Source organism: Alkalihalobacillus bogoriensis ATCC BAA-922 (genome assembly GCF_000621445.1).
In the GTDB taxonomy this organism is placed as follows: Bacteria; Bacillota; Bacilli; order Bacillales; family Bacillaceae_F; genus Bacillus_AO; species Bacillus_AO bogoriense.
Genome location: NZ_KK211277.1, coordinates 12996 through 33629 on the forward strand (window position 1 = coordinate 12996; position 20634 = coordinate 33629).

General features: G+C 38.0%; 16 protein-coding genes and 1 tRNA gene. 7 read left to right on the top strand and 10 right to left on the bottom strand.

The features are described 5' to 3' along the window. Positions 1–17: 17 nt before the first annotated feature. Positions 18–1283 (top strand): ATP-binding protein, encoded by a 1266-nt coding sequence (locus T323_RS0115865; RefSeq protein ID WP_026674136.1) that lies wholly within the window; start codon positions 18–20, stop codon positions 1281–1283. A gap of 4 nt (positions 1284–1287) precedes the next feature. Here T323_RS0115865 and T323_RS0115870 read toward each other — a convergent pair whose 3' ends face one another. After that, positions 1288–1749, bottom strand: coding sequence for a divergent PAP2 family protein (locus T323_RS0115870; protein ID WP_026674137.1), 462 nt, complete (start codon positions 1747–1749; stop codon positions 1288–1290). A gap of 542 nt (positions 1750–2291) precedes the next feature. On the opposite strand from T323_RS0115870, the gene T323_RS28910 reads away from it, so the two are divergent. The 3 genes from T323_RS28910 to gerQ all read left to right on the top strand — a co-directional run bounded on the left by T323_RS28910 (position 2292) and on the right by gerQ (position 3736). Then, positions 2292–2388 (top strand) — tRNA-Sec (locus T323_RS28910). A 382-nt stretch (positions 2389–2770) separates the two neighbouring features. Continuing rightward, entirely contained in the window at positions 2771–3250 is a 480-nt protein-coding gene (locus T323_RS0115880) for a cell wall hydrolase (RefSeq protein WP_026674138.1), read from the top strand. A 21-nt stretch (positions 3251–3271) separates the two neighbouring features. Then, positions 3272–3736 carry a spore coat protein GerQ gene (gene gerQ / locus T323_RS0115885; protein WP_026674139.1) on the top strand — a complete coding sequence of 155 codons (465 nt, stop codon included), beginning with the start codon at positions 3272–3274 and terminating at the stop codon, positions 3734–3736. A gap of 352 nt (positions 3737–4088) precedes the next feature. Here gerQ and T323_RS0115890 read toward each other — a convergent pair whose 3' ends face one another. Both T323_RS0115890 and T323_RS29595 read right to left on the bottom strand, forming a co-directional pair. Further along, positions 4089–4391, bottom strand: coding sequence for a hypothetical protein (locus tag T323_RS0115890; protein ID WP_026674140.1), 303 nt, complete (start codon positions 4389–4391; stop codon positions 4089–4091). 16 nt (positions 4392–4407) lie between these two features. Continuing rightward, entirely contained in the window at positions 4408–4533 is a 126-nt protein-coding gene (locus T323_RS29595; protein WP_281175744.1) for a hypothetical protein, read from the bottom strand. A gap of 315 nt (positions 4534–4848) precedes the next feature. On the opposite strand from T323_RS29595, the gene T323_RS0115900 reads away from it, so the two are divergent. After that, on the top strand, positions 4849–6417 hold the full coding sequence (locus T323_RS0115900; RefSeq protein WP_026674142.1) for a BCCT family transporter: 1569 nt from the start codon (positions 4849–4851) through the stop codon (positions 6415–6417). A gap of 252 nt (positions 6418–6669) precedes the next feature. Here T323_RS0115900 and T323_RS0115905 read toward each other — a convergent pair whose 3' ends face one another. Further along, the gene (locus T323_RS0115905; protein ID WP_245613738.1) at positions 6670–7065 is read right to left on the bottom strand and encodes a YdeH family membrane protein; all 396 of its coding nucleotides are present in this window, start codon (positions 7063–7065) and stop codon (positions 6670–6672) included. A gap of 208 nt (positions 7066–7273) precedes the next feature. After that, positions 7274–11023 carry an alpha-L-arabinofuranosidase family protein gene (locus T323_RS0115910; RefSeq protein ID WP_026674144.1) on the bottom strand — a complete coding sequence of 1250 codons (3750 nt, stop codon included), beginning with the start codon at positions 11021–11023 and terminating at the stop codon, positions 7274–7276. A gap of 643 nt (positions 11024–11666) precedes the next feature. Here T323_RS0115910 and T323_RS0115915 point away from each other — a divergent pair. After that, complete coding sequence (locus T323_RS0115915) at positions 11667–12752, top strand: PQQ-dependent sugar dehydrogenase (protein WP_026674145.1); 1086 nt, start codon at positions 11667–11669, stop codon at positions 12750–12752. Positions 12753–12806: 54 nt separating this feature from the next. On the opposite strand, the gene T323_RS0115920 is transcribed toward T323_RS0115915, so the two are convergent. Beyond that, a complete protein-coding gene (locus T323_RS0115920; RefSeq protein ID WP_026674146.1) occupies positions 12807–13376 on the bottom strand; it encodes a DUF6434 domain-containing protein in 570 nt (189 codons plus the stop codon). A 70-nt stretch (positions 13377–13446) separates the two neighbouring features. Beyond that, positions 13447–14295, bottom strand: coding sequence for an AraC family transcriptional regulator (locus T323_RS0115925; RefSeq protein WP_245613748.1), 849 nt, complete (start codon positions 14293–14295; stop codon positions 13447–13449). A 140-nt stretch (positions 14296–14435) separates the two neighbouring features. Here T323_RS0115925 and T323_RS0115930 point away from each other — a divergent pair, with 140 nt between their 5' ends. Next, a complete protein-coding gene (locus T323_RS0115930) occupies positions 14436–16007 on the top strand; it encodes a glycoside hydrolase family 43 protein (RefSeq protein WP_026674148.1) in 1572 nt (523 codons plus the stop codon). A gap of 713 nt (positions 16008–16720) precedes the next feature. Here T323_RS0115930 and mmsB read toward each other — a convergent pair. From mmsB to chvE, 3 genes are all read right to left on the bottom strand, one after another. Then, positions 16721–17887 carry a multiple monosaccharide ABC transporter permease gene (gene mmsB / locus T323_RS0115940; RefSeq protein ID WP_026674149.1) on the bottom strand — a complete coding sequence of 389 codons (1167 nt, stop codon included), beginning with the start codon at positions 17885–17887 and terminating at the stop codon, positions 16721–16723. Further along, positions 17874–19421, bottom strand: a complete 1548-nt coding sequence (gene mmsA / locus T323_RS0115945; protein ID WP_026674150.1) for a multiple monosaccharide ABC transporter ATP-binding protein — start codon at positions 19419–19421, stop codon at positions 17874–17876. The genes mmsB and mmsA overlap by 14 nt, the downstream gene beginning before the upstream one ends. A gap of 82 nt (positions 19422–19503) precedes the next feature. Then, entirely contained in the window at positions 19504–20568 is a 1065-nt protein-coding gene (chvE, locus tag T323_RS0115950) for a multiple monosaccharide ABC transporter substrate-binding protein (RefSeq protein WP_026674151.1), read from the bottom strand. Between the last annotated feature and the right edge of the window lie 66 nt (positions 20569–20634).

Consider the following 20634-nt stretch of genomic DNA (forward strand, 5'->3'; position numbering starts at 1 on the left):
GCAATGGAGATGTACAAATGAAAAATAAAACTTTTACCTACATCGCAAGTCTATACATCATACTAGCAACTGTCCTTCTTACTTTTCTTTCTATCACACAAAGGATAGAACTCATGCCTTTACTCGGCATGTCAGTGTTCTTTCTTTTTTCAATTGCTTTTCTCCTCTTCGCGTTACGACTTCATAAGCGATATGAACGTTTAACTGTTGAAAGAGAAACATTATCTGTACTTGTAAACTCCATGTCTGATTTCATTGTTTTTAAAGATGAAGAAGGCCGTTGGATAAGTGTAAACGATTTCGGATTAAAACTATATAATTTAGAGCCAGAAGTTGTAATTGGAAAAACAGACTTACAATTGGCGAAAGCGTATCCACAATATGAAAAGTATTTTCGCTACTGCTATGAAACAGATGAGTTAACATGGTCAAGACACAACCCGACTCGTGTAGAAGAAACATTAATTGTAAAAGAAGAAGAGCGTTTGTTTGATGTGTTAAAAGTTCCACTTGAACATGAAGATGGCAGTCGAAAAGGATTATTTGCAATCGGTCGTGATATTACGGAACTTCGCCAAGCAGAGGAATCGTTAATAAAAAATGAAAAGCTTTCTGTTGTCGGACAACTCGCCGCAGGAATTGCTCATGAAATTCGCAATCCATTAACATCATTAAAAGGGTTTGTTGATTTATGTAGAAAAGAAGACGGGGACATCGATAATTATTTATCGATTATGCATACCGAATTAGAACGAATTAATAAAATCGTCGATGAACTGTTACTCATTGCCAAACCGACAAAAATACCATTTCAACAATATTACTTACATGAGATTGTAGACAGTGTAGTCGAATTAATGGAGCCTGAAGCAAAAGAGGCCGGCATCACTATCGTCCTAAAATGCGATGAAACAACACCAGCGGTACGCTGTGAAGAATGCCAAATTAAACAAGTATTAATTAATATCATAAAAAATGCAATCGAAGCGTCCAAAGAAAAGACAACGATTACTGTCTCCATTAAAACAGAGGAAAATACCGTCCTTCTCTCTATTAAAGACGAAGGCTGCGGCATTCCGAAACAACGTCTCGACAAACTAGGCGAACCCTTTTTCACGATGAAAGAAAAAGGGACAGGTCTTGGCATGACCGTTACATTTAAAATCATTGAAGCCCACAACGGTACGATTGACATCGAAAGCGAAGTCAATCTCGGCACAACCGTCAATGTACGCCTCCCTCTTATCCAGCAAGAAACTGAAAAGAAACTAGTCCACTCGTAATGGACTAGTTTCTTCCTGTTAACCAGTAACTAATACTGCCCGTTGCCACCCCAAGTAACGCACCAGCCAATACTTCTTCTGGTTGATGTCCAAGCATTTCTTTTAGACGTTTTTCATTTTTTTCATGATACGATCCCGGATTTTTCCCTGCTAACTCTTCCACTTCTTCATCTAAATCATTAACCTTTAACGTAAGCTCTCCTGCTTGTCGTCGGATTCCTTGTGCATCATACATCACAATGAGCCCAAATACCGCTGCCAGTGCAAAATCAACAGTCTTTACTCCTTTTTTATGCGCAATATACGTTGCTAACGATGTCACTCCAGCCGAATGAGAACTCGGCATCCCCCCTGATTCAAAAAAAGAACCCCAGTGGAGCTTGCCATTTCTTCTTTCACTTAAAGGTACTTTTAAAAATTGTGCAATCCCAATCGATGTAATGGCGGTCATAATTTCTTTGTTCATCGCGTTCACCTCTACCGATATTGTCCACTAAATCCAGTTTTCTATGCGAGGCTTCTTGCAATTTGTTCGTAACGGACATCTGTTCCGTTATTACCGCCAAATTCACTGGTTTCACGTTCCGTTCGGACATACGTTCCGCTATTTCTTGTTTTTTCAGAATATCTGCTTTCTTAAGAGGCATATAACGGAACGGATGTCCGTTAACTTTTCAAAAATCACCATTTTCACCTAAATAACGGATCATATGTCCGATACGAAGTGAGTTTTCTTGCAAGTTTGGCGTATCGGACACCTATTCCGTTATTACCCCCAAATTCACTGGTTTCACGTTCCGTTCGGACATACGTTCCGCTATTTCTTGTTTTTTCAGGAGAGCTGCCTTCTTAAGAGGCATATAACGGAACGGATGTCCGTTAACTTTTCAAAAATCACCATTTTCACCTAAATAACGGATCATATGTCCGATACGAAGTGCTATTAGCATGTTTTTACATTGATTCTTGTCTCTTTTTGTATTATCATTAATAAATGTCATTGAAAATGGGGCTGGCTGGGGTGCTGGTGTCCCCCAAGGTCTTCAAAACCTCTCGGGAGGCGCGTGCCGTCTCCGGTGGGTTCGATTCCCACACAGTCCCGCCAAACCTTACATATTAATGGTTTTGAGAGTTTTGTTACTTAAAATCACTCCCTACATCAATTCACGATTTTCACTAGCTTTATGAAAAAAGCCACGTTTAGTTTTAAAAACAATCTCCTCTAGTAGATTTTAACTGAAATGGAACCAAGTCTGTAATCTCCAATCTCATATACTTGTGGAACTTCGCTAATCCCATTCGTCACTTATTAAAATTTTCTCATATAAGAAAAATATAAACTATCCTAACAGCCTATTTAATCTACAGTGATTATATAAGCTGTTTTTTTATTCAAAAATATGTGATTTCAAACTTGGGCGGATAGGCAAGCTACCAAAACAAGCTTTAAGCAATAAGTTACTGTATAAGCTTAAGGGAGTGAGAAAATGGGTAGGCGAATAAAACATACTGCCAATGACGTTGATGCATTAGCAAGGCTTATGCTAGCAGAGGCGATTGGTGAAGGTGCCGAAGGAATGGAGATGGTAGGAACAGTCGTGGCCAATCGAGTCGAGGCAGATTGTGAACCTGACTTCAGAAATTTACGTAATATCCGACATGCTATTTATCATGAGATACCAGGGACCGGAATCCCCCACTTCGAACCTGTTTTAAATGGAGCTTTATATACACAGCGTCCCACAGAAGAAGACCTCCAGATGGCCCGGGATTTGTTGAACGGTCATAGGAATCCTCGAGCTCGAATGAATTTGTGGTTTTTCAATCCAAGTCCAGGGCAAGCATTCCGTGATCCTTGTACTCCAACGATGCCAAGATCGCCCATGACACAGTTCGATTTTGCCCACAAAAATCATTGCTTCTATACCGCTGTACCGGGCTATTGCCTAGAATTTTATCGATATTAATAAAAAGGAGATGATCTTATCATGACTTGTGGAAACTCTAGTTATAATCCAATGAACTATTCCGCTGGTTTTTATCCAGCTACTATGATGCAAGCACCTGCCACACAACAACCAACTGGCTTCCCGATGAATATGCATTCTGGACCCGCATATTCTGTGCCAGTAGTTCCGATGGGGACTGGACAGCAACTACCGACAGGCAGGGTGGAAGAATCATTCATCGAAAATATCCTACGCTTTAACAAAGGCAAAGTTGGGACTTTCTATTTTACTTACCAAGGAAACAACAGATGGAATGCAATGGTTTATCAAGGACGTGTTGAAACAGCTGGTCGTGACCATATCATCATCAGTGATCCAGCCAGTGGTAAACGCTACCTACTGATGATGGCAAATCTTGATTGGGTCGAATTTGACGAACGAATTAATTATCCTCACACGGAAATTAGTCCAGCTGTCCAGGCAGCATTGGAAACATCGGAGTAATGTTGTATTCCCAATAAGCAAGTTTTAATTAAATGCTATTGCCGATATTGTAAACAACAAAGGGAAGCATTATTTAAGAATATTTCAGTAAAAAATATAGTGAATTATGAACGCTATTTCTAACACTTTTTCTTTTCCAAAACTCTTGAGCTGAGTAGGAATACTTTCAACATCCTCATTACAAAGAATAAAAAAATCGGTGCCCAATGGGTACCGATTTCTTTATTCATCAAAAGTTTTATCAAAACCGGAACTATCCTGCAACGGTGGAAAGATTGTTACATAACCTGTACACAAACAGGGTTAAGCCAATAATTCAGAATGAAGACATCACCAAAAAATTTGTCCCTCTTTATTCGTCCTCTACAATAATTTCACCATTTTCAATTTTTCTAAGGATTCTTTCCCAATCTTCTTTTGGAAACATTGTTTCATCTGACAATTTAACTGATATTAACTCATAAAAACCTCCATCTGCCTCGATTGGCTCTTCACTTGATGCGTCTAATATTGTAACAACATTTTCTTCTTGACCGATTGATGGCGTATATTGTTGAGCGAATATAACTCCTCCTACTCCCAGACTTCCGAGCACCAATACAGCAACAAAGGATACGGCCATAGCAGATTTACTCATTTTTTTCACCTTTAACATTTCATCAATCTCCTTTTTACATTGATTTGCTTTGTAAAAAAAATGCCCCCAGAAGATAAAAACTTGATTGTTCATTAGCCCGTTCCATCATATTTAAAATCGTATCGCCATACTCCTTTCTCTCATTATAAGACAATTCCATTACAACATCTTCATCACAAAAAAGTTCTCCAAATATAGTTCCAACATCAAAAATCCCCCTCATAAGATGAGTTGTTTGACTCCACTAAATTTTATCAATATAATATAAAGCTGTTGCATTCGGATAAAAAGATATTTCAAATTAAATAATTGTTTAGAATGGTAGGTGAAATTATCCTAGACGACGATTATAGGCGTATACGTTTTAGAAAGAGAGCAAGTGGCACTTCTGTTCCGTAACCTTTTCCTCCAGACATCAAGAAATACAATAAAAAAGGAAAATAACGAACTCGCTTCGTTAAATAGGAGGAAAAGAATGAAAACAATAAAGAATATGAAAACGGATTGGACGACATTTGCTGTTAGTGGAGGATTTTTATTTCTCTTTGTCATTTTATCGCTAATTAACATTGAAATGGTTGAAGGTTGGGTAACAAACTCCTTCAATTGGTCAGTCACATTTTTCGGTGCTTATTGGCAATTATTATTATTGGGGAATTTTGTGATTGGCATTATATTAGCTTTTTCAAAGTATGGAAATGTGAAATTAGGAAAAATGGAGAAACCGGAGAATGGTTATTTCCGTTGGATTTCCATGATTCTCTGTACTCTACTAGCTAGTGGTGGTGTGTTTTGGGCTGCATCAGAGCCAATCTATCATTTTGTAACAACTCCACCGTTGTTTGCAAATGATGGGATGACGCCACAAGAAGCGGTCATACCGGCTTTATCGCAAAGCTTTGTTCACTGGGGCTTCCTAGCTTGGGCGTGTTTAGGTACATTAACAGCGATTGTCCTCATGTATGTTCACTATCATAAAGGATATCCTCTTAAACCACGTGCAATCTTATATCCTATCCTCGGAAAAAAAGTTTTTAATAAAAGCATTATTGGTTCTACTGCCGATATCGTTTCCATTATTGCAATTGCTGCAGGCACAATGGGGCCAATCGGATTTTTAGGTCTGCAAATTGGATACGGCCTTCATTTTTTATTTGATATTCCCAATACGTTAGCGACGAATATTTTCGTTATCGGAGCCCTCATCCTTATTGCTGCTTTCTCTGTAGCGAGCGGGGTTGATAAAGGTATCCAATTCTTAAGTCGTTTAAATGTGATTTTTGTTGTTGCATTAACAGCAATCATCCTCATCATTGGACCAACAATGTTTTTAATAGACTCTTTTATTAGCGCTCAAGTTTTTCAGTTCCATCATTTTTTAGAAATGAATTTATATCGCGCTGATCAAGCTTGGCTTGGATATTGGACGATATTTTTCTGGGGCTGGTTCCTCGGGTATGCACCAATGATGGCGATTTTTATTAGTAAAATTTCGCGTGGTCGCACGATTAGAGAGCTTATCGTAGCCGTATCCATCATTGCTCCGTTAGTTAGTAATTTCTGGTTTACAGTTGTTGGGGGTACAGGATTATCTCTTGAACTCATCAATCCAGGTTCCATCTCAATGGCATTAGCTGACGGTGGAATGCCTGCATCTGTCATGGCCATTATGGACCAACTACCGATGGGATTATGGTTGGCTATTGGATTCTTACTTGTTAGTATTGTGTTTGTATCGACGACTGTTGATTCCATTTCCTATACAGTATCTGTCACCTTACAGGGAACGGATCATCCGCAAAAATGGATGAGAGTCTTTTGGGCGATTCTATTTGGTATATTATCTATCGTCCTTCTAACGATTGGGGAAGGTAGCATACAAGCATTACAAAACTTTATTGTAGTTACGGCAGTTCCTGTTTCTATCTTGTTGCTTCCACCACTTTGGAGTACACCAAAAATTGCAAAGCAAATGGCGAAAGAACAACTGATTATACCTTCTGAGGAATCTACAAAAGAAGTGAAGATAAAAATAGTAAAGTAATTGATTTTTCAACAAGAATAGATATTATTTAAAATACTACACTCAGAATAGCTGAGTGTAGTTTTTTTTAGTATAAAGACAGATTTTGTATTATTTAGAATGAAAACATTGTTTCAACAAAATGAAAAAGTTGAACGTTATTAAAGATGAATGATATAAATAGGGATTAACAATTGAGGACTATGCTCGTTGCTAAACTAACTATCGCAACTAAAACTAATCGACTTTTAGTACTTTCATTCACAGCACTTCTTAACTAGCAACCAAACTCTCCTTTTTCGGACCCTCTATAATTGTAGCTACAATACTACAAACACTAACAATGACACCTAAAATCGCTACAATAATTACCCATATATTAGGGATAATAAACCCAACTAAAATAAGAGGTAAAAAACCTAATACGATAAATCCTTGATAAACAGCAGAAATAATTCTTAGCACAAAATTATTAGTAAAAGCTAGCATTAAAGGTAGTAAAAATAGTAAAACAAGGATTCCTACATTTAACAACAAAGTTACAGGTTCATTGAATGAAACTGTGTTAGGACCTGTTGGATGTGTAGCAGCTATTAATAACGAAACAATAGCTAAACATAAACAAAACAAAACCATGAAAAATCTTTTTAACATAACATCTACTCCCATCCGAACTTCCCTATTATTAAATTGAAATTATCGTAACTAATTATAAGTGAATTGGTATAATTTAACAACTGTTTTTTCAGGGAATCACTGCTATACCTAAATTTTTATGCTTTCTAATATGTTAAATAAAGAGGGTGTCCAAAAAGTCAAACTTTTTGGACACCCTCTCTTTCATTTCCACTTCAATTTCTAAAACAATAACTACAAATCAACTCTCTTTATTCACTACAATGATAGTAACCGAATTCGCTGCCAATGTGATTGTAGCACTGTTATCTTCAAATTGGATTTCAGTCTCAACAGGCACTACCTGCTCGGCATTTTTTTTATTCACATTTGGAGCATGAACAAGAGAATCATCACCTGTTACTACAACCATTTTTGCCTTTTTAGCGACTTCAACTTCCTTCAAGGAAAGCTTTACCGTTTTTTCAAAAGGATCAGCATTGACAAGTTTTGCATAAATAGCGTCGTCATCACTTGTAACAGAGTTATATATGTCGCTGTTATACGCTTCCAACTTATAATCTAAAACTTTACTCGAGAACTCGCCATCTGTGTAGAAACAAATTAGTCGATCACCAGCATTTCCACCATAATTCACAGAAATCGTATAAGGCGTACCCTCAACTACTTCTTCCAAACAACTTGAGCGCAAATTCCCTGCGGCTGTACTAGAAGAATAGTCACCTAACATATACCCTTGAACTCCGTCTTTATACACTTTCACACCTGTAGCGGTACCGTTATATCCGACAGCATACTCGATGACATCCTTTTTCTCTGCTGAAATATCCGTTAATCCAACACCAATGTAGAAACCATCATCGCCTGATACTTTCGTTGCCGTTACTTCGACTTTATAATTACTCCAAGCCGGATTTAAAAGATATAGCCCATTTAAGCCTCCGCTTTGTGCTTCAAGGACTAACCCTTTTTCAGCATCTAACTTGTAGCCTTTTGAACCAGGGATCACTTGCCAACCTGAATGCAATTCCTTCGTGAAATCCTGGTTGAATAAAAGCTTCCCTGTAACATTATCAATCACGTTCACTTCTTTAACATGGAGCTCCGCATTTCCAGCTGCAATTTCAATGCCTCCACGTGGAGTCAATTCGGTAAGTTCTCCATTGCGATAAGTTGAGAAAGAAGTATCTAATACCTTGCTTCCAATATACTTAGCAAACAGATGCTGCACGTAATAATTCGGTGTAAACCATACTGTTTCATCATCAAACCAAATCAAATCAGGTGTCCAACGATATGTTCCATCCGTTAGTACTTTATTAAATAATGGGGCATACGCCGTTAACCTGACAACATCAGCATTTTTTTCAAAGCCCGTCATGATTGCAGCTTCTGCAATCGCCCCTGCTAACGTATTTTTATCAGTGGATGCATACTCCCCTACGAACACCTTAGATGTTTCCCTTTCATCCAAACTTCCATCGGCTTGATATGCCCGGTAATAATAGTTATATCGATCCGCATTGTTTAATAAATACTCATTTGAACGATAATAATGTTCATCGGCAATCGTATCCATATAATTCGGTTGCTTTTCATACCATGAGACCGTTTCCTCAGTTACCGTTTTCCCATCTGTGAAGTTCACTGTGGCTGTTCCTGTTACATTACCACTTAAAAACTTCCAGCCTTCCTGATACGCATCGTCATCAGCCTGGGCCCCGACTGTTGAAATAATGTGTAATTCATAGCCAGGATAATTCTTTTCCATATAAGCATCAATTTTCGCTTTAAAGTATTCAAAGTTAGCAAAAAATTCTGTTCCCCAGTTTTCATTTCCAATCCCAAGATAATGTAACGGAAACGGTGCTTCATGTCCCATTTCTTTCCGTAATCGAGCCCATTCATTCGTTTCAACATCTGTACTTATCGCAAAGTCAATTAAATCTGTAAAACTTTTTACATAATAATCTCGAAGCTCTCCACCTGCAGGATGGACATAATCTGATCGTGCCTGACAAAGGACACCACAAGCCATGACTGGTAACGGTGTCGCATTAAGATCTTCAGCTAATTGGAAGTATTCCATATAGCCAAGCCCCATCGTCATCATGTAACCCCATACATTAAAGTTTTCTTTTCGGAGCTCAATTGCACCGACAGAATCTTTCCACTCATAGACATTATCCCAAATATATGAGCCTTCTGATATACAACCTCCTGGAAAACGAAGGAACGTCGGATGTAAATCAACTAACGCTTGGACTAAATCTTTTCGTAGGCGATAGTTAGGATTTCCCTTGTAATTCGAGTGAGCTGTTTTCGATACTTCTTCTTCACTAGCTCCCCACACATCTTGTGGGATTAAAGAAACCATATCAATTGAAATTTCACCATCAAATGTTAAAGCTAGTTGACCAAGTCCTGTTTTTGTACCCGTTAAAACAATGTTTCCGTCAACTCCATATTTTTTCCACGTTCCCCCACCTTCAATGTCAATCGTAATCGTATCACTTATGGCGATACCATTCTCATTTTGAAGCTGTACGTGAATGTGACTAGCATGCTCTGCTTTTGCCCAAATCGTAAAGTCATAGGCATCCCCTTGCGTAATCGACATCGCACAGTGGTGATTGGAATCGGTAAATCCTTTGTTAACGAGCATACTACCCGCTCTAACCGTAATATAGTGAGAGTTCACCTCTTTATCCGTTATGCCAAAAAGCTCGTTTAATCCTCCTGAATGACAAACGGTTACATTGTCAATGTCCCCAAACCATGCATGGAGTGGCTCATGATTTCTTCCTGTAGAACAACCACACTCCCCAGACTGATGGGAATACGTATCAAAAGCGAACGATTCAAACGAGCGATTTTGCACAAGCTCTGCATAAATCCCACCGTCTGCCGCATTGTTAATGTCTTCATAAAAAAGGCCATAGAATGTGTCACTAACATCTACAAGTTCTTTTTTTCCATCAATCGTTAACGTATGTGATGGAAGACCTTTTGGTAGAACAGTAACAGAAAACTGCTTTTCGGCAACATCTTCCCCTTTACGAAGTTTTGCCGTTAACGTTACGGCTTTTGGAGAGTCGACCTCCCCTACTTTTCCATCATTCGATAATGATGACTGGTCACTAGATTCCCATGAAACCGTAACCTTTCCTCCCATAAGAGACATCGGTAATGAAACATCCTTTTTGACGACCGCTAATGGAAATGATAAGTATTTATCTTTCGCAAGCTTTGTAATTTCTTTATCTGTTAGAGACTCACACATTACTTCAATAACTTCATCTTCGGTTAGGCCAACGTTATACACTCGAAAGTCCGTCAAAGAGCCGTTGAAATCAGGGTCAACTTCATGCTGCGATCGGCCAATATAATTATTACAATAGCCTTCAGGTTCAGAGAAAGTGTCAAACCACTGACGAAGTCTTTTATACATCCCACTTGATGTTTGACTAATTGACCCATCTGCGATTACTTCCCCATTTACATAAATAATCGGACCGGCGCTGCTTAACGTACCACCCTTTGTTCCTGTAACAGACATCGCAACATGAATCCATTCCCCTGAAGAATACGTCCTTCCTGCATCAGCCACAATGTCTGATTCTGAAAAACAAACCCCTCTTAAATTACGTGATAAAAATAAATACGGACCAGTTGCCCCCTTCCCAAAATCAAAAATTCTCTCCCATACATTTGTCCCTTTTTTAAAGTAGACCCAAGTACTAACAGTAAGACCGGTATGATCGTTGATAGAGTTTAGTAAATGTTCTGGTAGTTTTATATACGAGCTACCGTTTGTTCCACCGAAAAATGATACAGCCGTTCTTTCTCCGACCTTTTCAATCGTTGGTTTACTTGTTCCCTCAGCAGTGGCATTATTCCCCCTGCCTGAGGAATCCTTTCCAATTTCATTCGGGTCGTTAAAATGATAATGAGCAATAATCTGGTCTTGAAATCGTTTTTTCTGTGCCATGAATACTCTCCTTTGGTACTAATATTAATATAAATATTTATTAAATAATGTAAACGCTAATATATTTTCTACCACCATTATAATAGCTAACGATGGATTTTCCCACTATAATCTTGAAGTTTTTCTAAATAATCATTCGGGATTATTGCTGAACGCCTGTCTTTTCACGATGTTTCATTTATTCATTTGTTTAATATGAATACAACCTTTATTAATAAAAATAACAAAAAAGTTTCAATAGTTTCTTTTTTTCTTTGAAGGTTAAGAATTAAACTATCACATGGTAAGTATTAGCACATTGAATTCTTCAAGATGTTATCACCATCTTTAAACATAGACATCGTCATTAGTTAAAAAGGTGGTTAGAAAGGATTACAATGTTCTACTTACCAAGCATACTCCCTCTAATTGAGGAGGTTATTAGTCCACTATCTGCCGTCCTCTTTTCATTACGGACATACGCTATTTCTAGAATTTTAAGGCTACAGCTATAAAAAACAGGCAAATTGAAGAACAGATGTCCGACGAATTTTTTCTGTTCGATTTAGGTAATGAACAGATGAAACAACTAAACTCTTATTAATTGCATCCAATGCAAAACAACTGTTAACCTGTTATCAAGAAACCATAAAGGAGGAAGGAAATGAAAAAAATACTGTTCGTATTTTTACTCACCTTTTTTGTTACAGGATGCGCTGAACCCGAACAACAGCAAACAGAAGAAAGCACAGACAATATAGAAGAAACACAAGAAGAATTAGAATTCAACGAAGAACCCATTGTCATAGCCGACAACCTTGATATCCCATGGTCTATTGAAAAAGCAGGGGACATCTTTTATATAACAGAAAGAGGCGGACATATTGTTAAAGTAGAAAATGGGGTAACAGAACGGCATACCGTTCACCTTGAACAAGAGCTTTCTTCTATGCCAGAAGCCGGTTTACTAGGGTTTGTGCTAGACCCCGACTTCCCTAATACTAACCTTGCTTATGCATACTATACATATGAAAAAAGTGACGACCCTTATAATCGGATTGTTACGCTTCGCTATGAAAATGACCAATGGCAAGAGGAAGATATTCTACTTGATAACATCCCAAGTGGCACCTATCATCATGGAGGACGATTAAAGATTGGACCAGACGGATATCTTTATGCTACAACGGGTGATGCATCCGTTCCCGAGATTGCACAAGACATTGACTCTTTAGGAGGGAAAATTATTAGAATGGAATTAGATGGAACAATTCCTGAGGATAATCCTTTTACAAATTCCTATATTTATAGTTTTGGTCATCGAAATCCCCAAGGGTTAACATGGGCAACAGACGGCTCCTTTTATTCAAGTGAACATGGAAGTAGCGCTAATGATGAAATCAATGAAATTGAATCAGGACTTAATTACGGTTGGCCCATTATCCAAGGGGACGAAGAAAGAGAAGGCATGGTTAGTCCGTTATTCACATCCGGAAATGACTCTACTTGGGCACCATCCGGGATGGATTACTACAATAATCGCCTTTATGTTGCTGCATTAAGAGGATCCGCTATTATTGAACTTAATCTTGAAACAGGCGAGCATCAAGAAATCGTCACTGGCCTAGGAAGAATACGGGATATAAAGATAGAAGGTAATACTTTATATTTCATCTCAAACAACACAGATGGTAGAGGGAATCCAGCGGAGAATGACGATAAACTATATCAACTTTCATTACAACAATAAATTTGTATTCCTTTCAACGTAAGTCAGTCCGAATATTCTTCGGACTGTGCTTCCCTAATGATTAGGCGTATATTTATTACTTCCAGGAAGCTTTTTGATGTTATTCCATGTATCAATGGCTTCCTTCCGACTTTTTCCTTTGTTTTTCGGGTCAGCAAAAAAATCATGAATAAATTGATTGTATTCAAATTGAGGTCCGATGTTTTTCTTATATGTAGGGTCTTTTTTTCGTTTTTCTTCCTCATGCCATGCTTCTACTACATCTCGATATGTTTTCCCAATATTATTTTTAAAATAGTTTTGAATATAGGTAGAGAAATGAAACTTTGGGATTACGTTTTTAAAAAATGCTCTTACCTTTTGACTACAACGATGATGTTCTGTAATGACCGTATCAAGGCTTAGCTCACCTTTTTGTTCTGGATGTTTATTTGTTTTCGTTTTTCTCGTTGCTTTTTTTATTTCGCCTGTACGTAGAAAGACTTCAACTCTATCAGAAATCTCCATTTTAGAACCAGACGCACTTATTCCGTGTACTCGACAGAACGATTGCAATTCTTCTTTTAACCAATAAAACTCTTTGAACTTGTCTACGTTTATATCCTTCGATAAACTAGGTCTCAAACTTTACACCTCCACACCTATAATAGAACACTTGTTCCTATTTGGTCAAGGTAGATTTTCCAAACACTTTTCAGCTATTCTCCTTCGTTCTTCTATTTATGTTTCGATATTGACGAGGTGTCATCCCTTCGCCTCTTTTAAAGGCGACAATAAAATTGGCATGATGCTCGTATCCAGTTTGTTCGGCGATATAGGAAATTTTCCAGTTCGTTTCCCTTAACAAACGCTTCGCCTCCTTTAATCGAACGATTTGAACATATTCTTTAAAATGAAAACCTGTAACAGTTTTGAAAATACGACTTAAATAAGAGGGACTAATGTAAAAACGACTGGCTGCATCTTCTAATGTCACTTTTTCATGAAGATGTTCTGTCACATAAGCTGCAATTTCAATGATTTTTTGGTGCATCGGATGGCTAGACTCTGTTTTTCTTTTCGTTTCTTTTGTAACATGTCGATACAATTCGATTAAAACTTCCATTAATAAAGCGCGGACATAATGTTCATATCCCGCTTGTTTTTCTTCGCTTTCTCGCAACATGTTTTCAAGTAGTTCTTCTATTTGCGCTTGCTTATTTATTGGAATGTGTAGTAATGACGTTTTTGAGAGGCGATCGAATACAAAGTTTCTCATGTCATTTGAGATAAAATCATCGTGAAAGTTTATGAGAATTCGTTCACATTTCAACTTTTCAGAACTTGTACTTCGATGGATATCGTTCGGAAAAATGATAATCATGTCTCCTTTTTCGGCAGTGTATATTTTTCCATTTATAAAAAAAACACGTCCTCCATTTACTACATAGTAGAGCTCGTATGACGGATGAGCATGTGCTGTTGGCATGGAAACAAAACCAGATTGATGCACATATTGAATCGCAAATTCTTCATCGTTAATCGAATATTTCGTTCCTATCATTTCTTTCAACACACTCTCCCCTTTCTAAAAAAGACAATTTTTATAAATTATAAAGCAAAAGAAGCGATGAATTCAAAACAAAATCATGCTTTTTTGTTCTAGACTGATTCTATACCATTTTTGTAGAAAGGATGATCCAATTGAATAGGCTCTTTACGAACCCGATTCTCCCTGGTAGTTATGCCGATCCATCTATTTGTCGCGTAGGCAAAGACTTTTATCTAGTGACGTCATCATTTGAGTATTATCCTGGTATTCCGGTTTTTCATAGCAGAGATTTAGTTCATTGGCGACAAATTGGGCATGTCCTTGACCGCCCCTCCCAATTAAATCTTGATGGCACACCTTGTTCTAAAGGGATTTATGCACCTACGATTCGTTATCATGATGGCCTGTTTTATGTTTCATCAACCTTTGTGGAAAGTGCAACAGGAGCAAGAAGAAATTTTTACGTAACAGCCACATCTGCTTTCGGCCCTTGGTCTGATCCGATTTGGCTTCCAGAGGCACCAGGCATTGATTCATCTTTGTTTTTTGATGATGATGGGAAATGTTATATCCTCGCCAATCGAAAACCACCATCGGGTCAACTTTACCCAAAACATATGGAAATTTGGATGCAAGAGCTCGATGTGAACCAAGGTCGGCTTCTCGGACCAAAATATAGTCTTTGGGAAGGAGCACAAAAGTGGATCCATGCTCAAGAAGCCCCACATCTATACAAACTAAACGGATACTATTATTTGTTTATCGCAGAAGGTGGCACAGGTTTCACTCATTCGGTCACCGTAGCAAGAAGTCAATCGATTACAGGACCTTATGAAGGATGCAAGTCAAACCCAATATTGACGCACTGCCACTTAGGCAGAAGCCATCCGATTACAAATATCGGTCATGCCGATATCATTCAAACTGAAGATGGTGAATGGTGGATGGTTTGTTTAGGTTCACGACCGTATGGTGGGTTCAGTAATTTAGGTCGAGAAACTTTTTTAGTTCCATTCATTTGGGAAGAAGATTGGCCCGTAGTGAATCCGGGAATCGGAAAAGTTGAATTGAAACTGCCTTGTCCTTCTCTTTCTATTCATCCATGGCCTACCGAACGTGCTTGTGATCATTTCGACACGGACACGTTAGCTTATTATTGGAATTATTTACGAACACCGAGACAATCTTTCTTATCATTAACTGACCGTCCTGGATTTTTACGATTAAAGCTAAAACCAGATAAGATTACTGAAGTAAGCAATCCTAGCTTTATTGGAAGACGGCAACAACATAAAGATTTTGCTGTACGAACGGTGATGGAATTTACGCCAAATAACGAATATGAAAAAGCGGGGCTTGTTCTTTTCCAAAATCATGATTTTCAATATCGGGTTGAATACTCGTTAAAGCATATGAACAAACTCGTTACCGTTATTGCACGAATAGATGGGGTAGAACAGGTGTTAGCTGAACATATTCTCCCAGACTCCAAAACAAACGATCGACTATTTATAAAAGTGGAGGCAAGTGGTCAACAATACAGCTTCTACTTTGCGTCAAAAGCCGAACAATGGATCCCACTTTATGAAAAGGCAGATGGTACTATTTTAAGTATGGAAAAAGTCAAGGGATTTTCTGGTGCTTATATTGGCCTATTTACTAGCAGCAATGGCAAACAGAGTGACAATTACGCTGATTTTGATTACTTTGAGTATTTGCCTTAGAATTGAAGCGGAGTATCAGCTTAAACTGTTCATATGGAGGAAAACTATCGACTTAATAAAAAAACACCTTGTGTATGTTGAAGCAACGTACAATTTTTTCATGGCCTTACATTAATTTAGCTTTTTATTTTCTATTGGACACTTTTCATTGTTTTTGCTCTTGTTTTGTCTAATAGAGCACTTCTATTGGACACTTCTCTCTCTTTTTCACTGAGTTTTGTCCTTCATCTCTCTTATGAAGGACACTTCTCCCTCTTTTCCACTGAGTTTTGTCCTTCATCTCTCTTATGAAAGACACTTCCCACTCTTTTTCCTCGAGTTTTGTCCTTCATCTCTCTTATGAAGGACACTTCTCTCTCTTTTTCACCGAGTTTTGTCCTTCATCTCTCTTATGAAGTACACTTCTCTCTCTTTTCCCTCGAGTTTTGTCCTTCATCTCTCTTATGAAGGACACTTCTCTCTCTTTTCCCTCGAGTTTTGTCCTTCATCTCTCTTATGAAGGACACTTTTCTCTCTTTTCCCTCGAGTTTTGTCCTTCATCTCTCTTATGAAGGACACTTCCCACTCTTTTCCCTCGAGTTTTGTCCTTCATCACTATAATATAAACTTCTCGCAAATCTTTCACCCCACCTCACCTCTATCCCCCCTCCAACAACAATAAAAAAGAGCCCAACCCATTCCGAATTGAACTCCTTCAAATCCAACCAACCCTCTTATTTCGATTTATTTCGGTTATAAATATCAAACCCAACTGCCCCAAGCAGAACTAATCCTTTTATCGCTTGTTGCCAATCAATACTCACACCGATGAGAGACATTCCGTTATTCATAATCCCCATAACAAGGGCTCCAACGACCGCGCCCGGAATCGTTCCGACACCACCAGCCATCGATGCACCACCAATAAAAGCTGCTGCGATGGCGTCTAATTCAAACATCGTTCCTGCTCTTGGTGTAGCTGCGTTTAATCGTGCGGCATAAATTAAACCAGCCATCGCGGATAAAAAGCCCATGTTCACAAACACCCAAAACGACACTCGTTTTGTTTTAACTCCTGATAGTTCTGCTGCTTTTTGATTCCCACCTGTTGCATAAATATGACGGCCCATGACTGTTTTGTTCATTACAAACGTAAAGACGACAATAAGAACAAATAAAATCACAAGAATATTAGGAATTCCGCGGTATGAAGCAAGGACAAATGTGAAAATATTAATGACAGCTACCATTCCGACTAGTTTGGCAATGAAAAAGCTATTTGGTAAAATCGTAAATCCATGTTTTGTTTGAGCACGTCGCTCTTTCATTTCACTAAAAATGACGAAAACAGACAGAACAATCCCGATTAACAGCGTCAATACGTGGTAAGAGCTAATGCCGAGAAACGATAAATCAGGAATAAATCCAGAACTAATTAAACGGAATTCAGGGGGATATGGCGATTTCGATTGTCCTCCTAACACAACCATTGTTAGCCCACGAAATAAAAGCATTCCCGCTAACGTCACAATAAAGGAGGGCATCTTACAATACGCGATAAAAAATCCATTCCATGCGCCAATAATCGCTCCTAATAACAAACATAAAATAACGGATATCCATGTTGGCCATTGCATATCAATCATTAAAATCGCTGCAATCGCACCAATGAATGCACAAACAGACCCGACCGATAAATCAATATGACCGGCAATAATAACCATAACCATTCCAATCGCTAATACTAAAATATAACTGTTTTGCAAAATAATATTCGTTACATTTAACGGCCTTAGCAAAATACCGTCTGATAAAATACTAAAAAGAAGGACGATAAACATCAGTGCTACAATCATTCCATACGAACGCATATTAGTTTTTAATAGTTCAGTTAGTTTCATGGCGATTTCCTCCTGTTCGCGTCATATATTTCATTAATAATTCTTGATTTGCTTCTTCTCTTGAAACTTCACCAGTGATTCGCCCTTCACATAACGCGTAAATTCGATCACATAACCCTAGTAATTCTGGAAGCTCTGAGGAAATCACAAGAACCGCTTTTCCTTCTGCAGCCAAAGCTTGGATGACATTGTAAATTTCATATTTCGCCCCAACATCAATTCCTCTTGTCGGTTCATCTAAAATTAATAGATTCGGGCGAGACATAATCCATTTACTTAACACAACCTTTTGTTGATTTCCACCACTTAAGTTCCCTGTTTTCTGAAGAATGCTAGGTGTTCGAATATTCATTTTCCGACGAAATTCCTCGGCTTTGTTTGCTTCTTCATGTTTGTTAATGATGCCATGCTTCGCTATTTTGTCTAAGCTTGTTAATGAAATGTTTCGTTTTATATCATCAATTAAAATTAAGCCATATGTTTTTCTGTCTTCTGTTACATAAGCTAACCCTTCATCAATTGCATCACGAATTGAATTCAACTTTATTTCTTTCCCATTCATAAACAACTGACCGTTGATGTTTTTCCCGTAAGATTTCCCAAAAATACTCATCGCTAACTCTGTTCTTCCAGCACCCATTAATCCGGCGATTCCTACAATTTCCCCTTTTTTCAAGTAAAGATTTACATCTTGTAATAGTTTTCTATCCGCATGTAAAGGGTCATCGACATTCCAATTTTTCACTTCAAAAATCGTTTCACCGATCTTTGGATCCCTTGGTGGGAAACGGTTCTCTAAATCTCTACCGACCATGCCTTTAATAATTCGGTCTTCTGTCACTTCACCGTTTGTTAACGACAAACTTTCAATTGATTTACCATCTCGTAAAATAGTGAGATTATCCGCAACGAAAGCCACTTCATTTAATTTATGAGAAATAATAATCGACGTCATTCCTTGTTTTTTAAACTCTAATAATAACTTTAATAAGTTTTCACTATCCTCTTCATTTAACGCCGCAGTCGGTTCATCAAGAATTAATAGTTTCACTTTTTTTGAGAGGGCCTTTGCAATTTCAACTAACTGTTGCTTACCAACACCAATATCCATCGCTAATGTACGTGGTTCCACCGTTAACCCGACTTTTTCTAGTAGTTTTGTTGATTCTGTGATTGTACGGTTCCAATTGATAATGCCTTTTACCGCTCGTTCATTACCAAGAAAAATGTTTTCGGCAATTGATAGTTCAGGAATTAACGCTAACTCTTGATGGATAATAACAATCCCCTTTTTCTCACTATCGTTAATATCTTTAAACTCGCATACGTTTCCTTCAAAAAGAATATCCCCCTCATAGGATCCATAAGGATAAACACCACTTAGGACTTTCATCAAGGTTGATTTTCCAGCGCCATTTTCGCCTACTAAAGCATGAATCTCCCCTTGATGCACTTTAAAATTGACATGGTCAAGTGCTTTTACACCTGGAAATTCTTTCGTTATATTTTTCATTTCTAATAAAATCGAATCCATCTAAACTCACCTACTCCCTAAGATGTAAAGAACGATTTAGTGATACTACCACTAAATCGTCTTTTACTTTTTTTCATCTCTACTATTCTTCGAAATCGCTTTCATCATAATAGCCACTACCGACTAGTACTTCTTTGTAGTTTGTAATATCAACAGAAGTAGGAGCCAATAAATAAGATGGGACAACTTTTACACCGTTATCATATGTTTCAGTATCATTGACTTCAGCTTCCTCACCTTTTAGAATCGAATCAACCATATCTACCGCTTTAGCTGCTAACTCTCTCGTATCTTTAAAAATCGTTTGAGTTTGCTCACCAGCAATAATGGAGACAATCGATGGACGTTCCGCATCTTGACCTGTCACTACCGGCATCGGTAAATCAGCTGAGCCATATCCAACACCTTTTAATGATGAAATAATCCCAATACTAATTCCGTCATACGGGGACAAAACGGCGTCTAATGTTTTATCTGTGTAAAATCCACTTAGTAAATTATCCATTCTTTCCTGTGCTGCTGAACCGTCCCATCTTAGTGTTGCAATTTGTTGGAAATCGGTTTGCCCACTTTGAACAACGAGCTGACCGTTATCGATATACGGTTGTAAAACAGACATCGAACCATCAAAAAAGAAATAAGCATTATTATCATCTGGAGAACCAGCGAACAACTCAATATTAAAAGGTCCATTTCCTTCTGCTAAACCTAATGACTTTTCAATATATTCCCCTTTTAAAACACCGACTTGGAAGTTATCAAATGTGGCATAATAACTCACATGTTCAGACCCTCGAATTAAGCGGTCGTAAGCGATTACAGGAATGTCCATAGAAGCTGCTAAGTCAAGCACTTCCGTTAATGCTTCTCCATCAATCGCTGCAATAACAAGCGCGTCGACACCTCTCGTAATCATGTTTTCGATTTGGTCAATTTGGTTTTCAATGACATCTTCGGCATATTGAAGATTTGTTTCATATCCAAGCTCTTCAAACTGTTCAACCATGTTATTCCCATCCGCTATCCATCTTTCAGAAGATTGTGTCGGCATTGAAATTCCGATAGTACCCGATTCACTAGAATCTCCGCACGCAGCAAGAACAAATGCCAAAGCCATCGTGACCAAAAGAATAAATGCTTTTTTCAATAGAAAAACCCCCTATTATTTATTTGTGATTACGCTTTAATTGTATTTGAAAGCGCTTTAATATTC

Bases quoted from the DNA above. Each gene is read 5' to 3' on its own strand.
- T323_RS0115865 (WP_026674136.1), top strand. From the start codon at position 18: ATGAAAAATAAAACTTTTACCTACATCGCAAGTCTATACATCATACTA.
- T323_RS0115870 (WP_026674137.1), bottom strand. From the start codon at position 1,749: ATGAACAAAGAAATTATGACCGCCATTACATCGATTGGGATTGCACAA.
- T323_RS0115880 (WP_026674138.1), top strand. From the start codon at position 2,771: ATGGGTAGGCGAATAAAACATACTGCCAATGACGTTGATGCATTAGCA.
- gerQ (WP_026674139.1), top strand. From the start codon at position 3,272: ATGACTTGTGGAAACTCTAGTTATAATCCAATGAACTATTCCGCTGGT.
- T323_RS0115890 (WP_026674140.1), bottom strand. From the start codon at position 4,391: ATGTTAAAGGTGAAAAAAATGAGTAAATCTGCTATGGCCGTATCCTTT.
- T323_RS29595 (WP_281175744.1), bottom strand. From the start codon at position 4,533: ATGGAATTGTCTTATAATGAGAGAAAGGAGTATGGCGATACGATTTTA.
- T323_RS0115900 (WP_026674142.1), top strand. From the start codon at position 4,849: ATGAAAACAATAAAGAATATGAAAACGGATTGGACGACATTTGCTGTT.
- T323_RS0115905 (WP_245613738.1), bottom strand. From the start codon at position 7,065: ATGGGAGTAGATGTTATGTTAAAAAGATTTTTCATGGTTTTGTTTTGT.
- T323_RS0115910 (WP_026674144.1), bottom strand. From the start codon at position 11,023: ATGGCACAGAAAAAACGATTTCAAGACCAGATTATTGCTCATTATCAT.
- T323_RS0115915 (WP_026674145.1), top strand. From the start codon at position 11,667: ATGAAAAAAATACTGTTCGTATTTTTACTCACCTTTTTTGTTACAGGA.
- T323_RS0115925 (WP_245613748.1), bottom strand. From the start codon at position 14,295: ATGATAGGAACGAAATATTCGATTAACGATGAAGAATTTGCGATTCAA.
- mmsB (WP_026674149.1), bottom strand. From the start codon at position 17,887: ATGAAACTAACTGAACTATTAAAAACTAATATGCGTTCGTATGGAATG.
- mmsA (WP_026674150.1), bottom strand. From the start codon at position 19,421: ATGGATTCGATTTTATTAGAAATGAAAAATATAACGAAAGAATTTCCA.